The sequence below is a fragment of the Paenibacillus sp. P4_A7 genome (assembly GCF_056402455.1).
The window spans coordinates 1-5776 of record NZ_JBFUHJ010000364.1; the positions used below are offsets into that span (position 1 = coordinate 1).

Sequence of the window (5776 nt, forward strand, 5' to 3'; positions counted from 1 at the left end):
GCAACGGTGGAGCTAAACCGATTAACCGATCGATTTCAAACAGATTTTCATAAGGGTAGCTCATCATAAGCGATATGCCCTCTCCACGAAGTACCGGTGTACTAGGATTTGAAGCATCTACACCGCTTGTCGTAGATAATTCAAAAATGATGTCCTCTGGCTTCATCCCAAAGCGGGACATCCGCTGCCTCGACAGCTCGACCATTGCACCACTTATATAACCATAGCTTCCACTGGCACCGACTTCGAGTAAGTAATCGACCTCCTGCTGCAATACAGCCTGTCTGACAATGAGCACATGCTTATAAATAGGAGAGAACATCATCCAACATAACAGACCTGAGAATAATACAAATAATAATATCTGTTTCATGGACTCATTCCTCGAATGTGGTCGCTAACTGCTCCGCCAGCCCGTTGTGTTTGCTCGTTCATCCCATCATCGCCCTTTGCGACCATCTGATAAAGGATCAGAACCGTAATAAGAAGCAGCATTGAGATAAGAATTCCCCTCACAGCCAGTACCCCCATGACTCCTAATATTATTCTACCTATTAGATTTTTGATTTCATTACGGAATCAATACATTAATTTTTGTATTCGCTGCATTTCCTTGTGTTTCAATTTGGCTTCTTGTGCCTGTCGTGTCCTTCGCAATGATGGAATTAAAGAGTACAACCACTACAACCAACAACATAACCGTCATCAAAATATTACGCATCCTGTCACCTCCTCTCAATTTACAAGTTTATTGACCCAACGATTCAAATAGTTTCTGACCTTCTCGGACCCATGGATAGATAAACACTTGAAAAGTGTAAAGAATCGGAATACCCGCTATCGTAAACAAAACGTAAGAGGTAGATTCCTTACGACTTTCCTTAGCGAGCTCAAGTTTCTCCTTATAATCTCCAATCCTTGCACGCAGCAGTTCATAATATTGCTCACTTTCATGCAACCTAAGGGCATCGATCGTCTCTACAAAGCTAAGAGCTTCGTCTGTACCAATTCGTAGCTTGAACCTCTGCAGTGCATCACCTGCGTCGTGATACCACTCTGCAAGAAGACGCTCCAAGTCTCCTCGCATTGCCCGTGTAAAAGGAACGCAACGCATCAGCTTCGCATGAATATGTAGTGACGAATCCGATAAATACATCAACTGACTGCTAACAGCAAAAATTTCCTTCGTCATTCTAAGTGAGCGTCCTTTCCTGATCGAGCGCAGCCACATTAGGTCGATATATAAAAATAACAAAAAGATGAATTCTACCAATGCGACCATTGTTATCGGGACGTGAGGACTGATCCTCTTATTGAACAGAACCGTTAGTATCGTCACACCTATACCTGCAGCGAAAGCCAGTCTCCTGACCAAAACATACCAAGCAGCGTCAACCGTTACTCCGCAGCCAGCAAGCAGTAGCTCACGCTCAACGAAAGAGGGCTTTTGTCTTGAAATTCGCAGCCTCCGCAGCCAATCATCCGGTACAAGCCGAGTCCGCCAGCTGAGCATAGCAAGATGCTTCCACCTTGCTGGTCGCCTTGGCAATATTTGCAGAACGGCGAATATGGCGATGGCCCCAAATACATATTGCCCAGCTACCACAGCGTACGCTATGAACATTTCCGTCCATTGATGCAAATGCTGACCTCCCTTACATTTTTTTGCGTGACAGCCATAGTCCCATTAGAAATGAAACAAAAATAAGAAACAATGCATTCAACAGCATATCTCTTCCTTGAGGATCAACCATGTAATAGTGATAGGCATTTTCCCTGTTATACCTAAGGTTAATGCCTATAAACAATGCAAGAAATAACAATGGTGAGAAGTTAGCTACTCTAATCTCGAGCAGTCGATTTCTTTCCTGCTCATTTGCTCTTCTCGCTTTCCTCATATCCGAGATAAGCTCCTTCAAGCTATCCGTTATAGGCGCTCCTTCCACAAGTGCGACACGCAATATATTCACAAAATAATCAGCCCAGACATGCCCCAATGAGGAGGCGAGCAGACGCAGGCTCGCTTCATCATCGCCTCGTACGGACAGGTTCCGATACAATTGTTCCAACACCGATTGCATCGGACCTAACAGTCTCCGTTCCTCAACCGTGCGCTGCAGTGCAATTCGAACCTGTCTCTCTCCAGTAACGAGGTAGCATTGATAGAACAGCTCTACTGCTGGCAAGAAATCCATTTGCGTCTGCATCCGGCGCTGAACAAGTAACGATCTTAATAATGTATAGGGCAAGGAGCCTAGCAGTCCACCGAAGAGAAGAGTCCCTTTTATACTTTGAAAAAACAATCCGCCAGATGCGATACCAGCCAGTAGAAGCAGTAAGGAAAGACATACAAGTGTGCCTGGCTTAGCTTTTATTTGAAGTGTCTCTAACAAATCAGATAAATGACGAACGAGCTTTTCATGACGATTAAAACGCTTTGCAAGCCGGTAACGCCAGCCCGTCCTTGCTGCGTAAGTCAATCTACCTCTCATCTGCTGATCCTTCGACCATGCAATAAATAGATTGTACAAAGCAATAAACATCAAACCAGCGAGCAATATTGCGGCGGCTGCGGTTGAAAGATTATTCATAAGCATTACCGATATTCGGCATTCGGGCTATTGCCTTATTTGACGGCTTCGATGGATAGAGCCAATCACCCATATGYTCGTCAAACTTCACCCAATCCCTGACGAGTGCCTGCCCGCCATCCCAGTAAAGCTCTCCAATTCGGCTCACAACCCTTCGTCCATTTAAGTTGCGCATTTCAATACCAACCTCAGTCACATATTGGGTAATCCTCTTTGTTAATCGCTCAGCATTCATTCCTCTGCCATCTAACATACACATATCTGTAATCGCTTCGGGTACATCCTCAAGCCTATTGGCATGTACGGTAGTCATACTGCCGGAATGTCCGCGTGTGCAGGCTCGCACATAAATATTAGCGTCTAGATCTCGAATTTCGGCATGAATGATTCGCTCTGGCGATTGTCTAAGTGCGAGCTTAAAGGCTTGATCGGAGCGATGATAGACATCTTCTTCGTCCGTTTCGTACTCGATAATATTTTTATTCGGAAAATCACGTCCAAGCATCATTTCAAATCTGCCCTCGATAGTAATAATTCTCTCTTCATCCGGAAGCTCGGCGATAATCGCTTTCATTAAATTTGTTTTACCTGAATTAGTAGGGCCAATAATGACGAGATTGAATTTCGCGTTCAGCACCGCCTTCATCAACCGTTTCAGCTGATCATTCATCGTCCTATATTCAGGCTTGCACAAAGTTTCTAAACTAAAACTGCGTACCGTATAAAACCGTATCGTCAACGTAGGTAAGGCCGTAAAACCAAAGCCAGTCATCGTAACACGAGACCCATCTTGAAGCATGACTTCTGCCCATCGTTTTCGAGGATTAATGCGGTCATTATTATAAAGGACTAAATTTTGCTGAATTCTTTCTACATCTTTTAAGCTTTCAAATTTATAATCCGAAGGCGACGCAACGCCCTCCTTCACTATGAAGATTGTCGTTCCGACTACTTGAATTTCCTCCAAGCCTTCCTTATTGGCGAGTACTAGCTCCAATACATTAAGTCCGATTACTTCGGCAAATAATGCTTCAGCCAGCGTCTGATAGGGATGCTGCTTGCTTACAAGTCCATGGATGCGCAAACGAATCAAGTGATCCGTAATCACCGCAAGTACCTGCTCCCTCTCTTGCTTAAAGCCTAGTACAGCACGATTTAATGTCTCGTTATATTGCCTTCGTTCTACTTCAGTCAGACCACGCGGTGCGCTCAAATAGGTTCTGATTTCTTCTGCCAGCCTGCTAAACTGCTCGCCATCAGCTAATTCTCCATATGAAGACTCTCCCTCTTCATCAAGTAAAAGGCGTTCCGACTGCATCTGTGCGGCAAAATCAGTAGGTGAAAACCGACTATTCACAGGATTCACGATATTGTACCGTTCCGATGAGTAAGCAGCTTACGGTACCAAGGCTGAATCGGAATTGGCTTGGCCATGCTACGTACACCATGTCGCCGCATCAAAACCTGTGCTGGCTCACGCATCGCTTTCTTACCCTCGATATCTGCGGTAAGCCAATCCGCATACGTTCCACTATCTAACTGACTAAATACAGGGTGACTATGTTGAAATTTCCCAAGTGCTGCTGTTCCCAGTTCTTTGCATATATGCTTCATATGATAACCACCACTCCTCCATGGACCATTTATAAGAATACAATCGTATTGATTCGCAGTAACCTCGAATAGAGGAGATACTTGTCCAATCCAACGCTTACCATCCTCTTGAAAATGAGACAGTGCTGAAGTAGTCACAAGAATACGTGAGCTCGCTCTCCTGATGGAGCAAATCGTTGCCGCATTATCCCAATAGGCACCCACATCAAGAACAACAAATGCAAAGGTTTGCTCTGCGACTGTAATGAGATGATCCATTTCGTCCGGTGTGAAAAACTCCGCCTGATCACGAAGCATATTGCCAAACAACACCTGTAAATTCGATAGCTGCGGTACCGAATAAGCGGTACTGCGCAGCTTTTCTGGCATCAGCGTCTGTGAGCGTAGTTCTGGTCGCAGCTTATCCAACGTAACGATTGGCTCGTCTACACCTATATAACGATGAATTTTCGCACTTTTCAGATTCAGACATAAGTATCCGATTGATTTCCCGCTCGCTTCAGCCATTCGATACGCAGTGGCAAAAGCTGCTGCGGTTGTGCCTATATTAGGGGTCGTACCGATAAAAGCAGCAATGGGTGAAGCAGTTTTATTCATGACCCACCGTCCTCCTCGTCACTCGATAAATCAAGTGACTCTGGGCTGTAAGCCACAACTAGCTTTAAACTGCCGTTCTTGCACAACCTGTCAATTTGCAGCCACTGTTCCTCAGACAGATTTAGATTCAAGTAATCGATCATGCCGTTTGCCTCACGTCTGGAAGCATACATCTGCTCCTTATTTCCGTCAGCCAGAGAAAGCAAGTTCGGATTGTCTGCATTGTCAATTTCGACGTTTCCCGAAGATTTCACCGATGCTACACGAACCGCTTCATCAAAAAGTCGCTCCGAGGGAGCTGAGTCTCCTGATGCATACAGCAGAACCTTATCTCCTGCTCTTATTCCGTTCGAAATGCTGCGAATGTACTCCTTTGGAATTTGAAAGGTTGATTCAGATCGCTTTGGCTGTAAATAATAACGCTCCACCTTCCAATCCAGCAAAGGCTCCCCCTTGCCAATAGGTATAACCGTTTCCTTCCCTACAGCATTGACTGTATCAATAAACATTTCAGGTACATATACAGTATGCGGCACCCTCATAAACTCCAAATCATTCTGTGTTAATCTCTCTCCTGCTGCGATAAATCGCTTAGGCACGAGTACGGCGATCGTATCTTGTTGCTCAATTTGCAATCGTTGCAGCTGATACATACCATACACAAGGCAAGCAGACATTAATGCAGCTAGTATGCTTATGAAAATGTTTCTTCTTCTGTTCATTTTCCTCTCCTCTCAGAGCAAAAAAAAGAACGCACAACAGTAGCCTCCTATGGCTATACTGCGTGCGTTCTTCGCATAATAATGCTCTTTTATGTAGTTACAACGACCAATTGAGTACATAATAGCAAATTACTTGTAATTTTGTCTATCTTTATTTTCTAAGTTGTATAAATATTCAGTTTATCAAGCGTAAACGGCTGTCGCCGTCTTCTTCGGCAAAAGCATTCGTTTCGCGGAGATATATAAGCACAT

General features: G+C 44.4%; 8 protein-coding genes. All 8 read right to left on the minus strand.

Features of this window, described 5'->3' with window-relative positions:
* Nucleotides 1–373 (minus strand): hypothetical protein (locus AC1DWN_RS26280; RefSeq protein WP_477561844.1); only part of this gene is annotated, 373 nt, incomplete at its 3' end.
* Nucleotides 370–516: a hypothetical protein gene (locus AC1DWN_RS26285; RefSeq protein ID WP_477561845.1), complete on the minus strand. Its 147-nt coding sequence runs from the start codon at nucleotides 514–516 to the stop codon at nucleotides 370–372. The genes AC1DWN_RS26280 and AC1DWN_RS26285, both read right to left, overlap by 4 nt.
* A 55-nt stretch (nucleotides 517–571) precedes the next feature.
* Entirely contained in the window at nucleotides 572–721 is a 150-nt protein-coding gene (locus tag AC1DWN_RS26290) for a hypothetical protein (RefSeq protein WP_477561846.1), read from the minus strand.
* 27 nt (nucleotides 722–748) lie between these two features.
* A complete protein-coding gene (locus tag AC1DWN_RS26295) occupies nucleotides 749–1642 on the minus strand; it encodes a hypothetical protein (protein WP_477561847.1) in 894 nt (297 codons plus the stop codon).
* A gap of 13 nt (nucleotides 1643–1655) precedes the next feature.
* The gene (locus tag AC1DWN_RS26300; RefSeq protein WP_477561848.1) at nucleotides 1656–2591 is read right to left on the minus strand and encodes a type II secretion system F family protein; all 936 of its coding nucleotides are present in this window, start codon (nucleotides 2589–2591) and stop codon (nucleotides 1656–1658) included.
* Complete coding sequence (locus AC1DWN_RS26305; RefSeq protein WP_477561849.1) at nucleotides 2584–3957, minus strand: ATPase, T2SS/T4P/T4SS family; 1374 nt, start codon at nucleotides 3955–3957, stop codon at nucleotides 2584–2586. Before AC1DWN_RS26305 ends, AC1DWN_RS26300 begins: the two co-directional genes overlap by 8 nt.
* Entirely contained in the window at nucleotides 3954–4802 is an 849-nt protein-coding gene (locus AC1DWN_RS26310; RefSeq protein ID WP_477561850.1) for a P-loop NTPase family protein, read from the minus strand. Before AC1DWN_RS26310 ends, AC1DWN_RS26305 begins: the two co-directional genes overlap by 4 nt.
* Nucleotides 4799–5524, minus strand: coding sequence for an SAF domain-containing protein (locus tag AC1DWN_RS26315; protein WP_477561851.1), 726 nt, complete (start codon nucleotides 5522–5524; stop codon nucleotides 4799–4801). Before AC1DWN_RS26315 ends, AC1DWN_RS26310 begins: the two co-directional genes overlap by 4 nt.
* Between the last annotated feature and the right edge of the window lie 252 nt (nucleotides 5525–5776).

Coding starts and splice junctions, on each gene's coding strand:
- AC1DWN_RS26315 (WP_477561851.1), bottom strand. CDS start 5,524: ATGAACAGAAGAAGAAACATTTTCATAAGCATACTAGCTGCATTAATG.
- AC1DWN_RS26290 (WP_477561846.1), bottom strand. CDS start 721: ATGCGTAATATTTTGATGACGGTTATGTTGTTGGTTGTAGTGGTTGTA.
- AC1DWN_RS26310 (WP_477561850.1), bottom strand. CDS start 4,802: ATGAATAAAACTGCTTCACCCATTGCTGCTTTTATCGGTACGACCCCT.
- AC1DWN_RS26300 (WP_477561848.1), bottom strand. CDS start 2,591: ATGAATAATCTTTCAACCGCAGCCGCCGCAATATTGCTCGCTGGTTTG.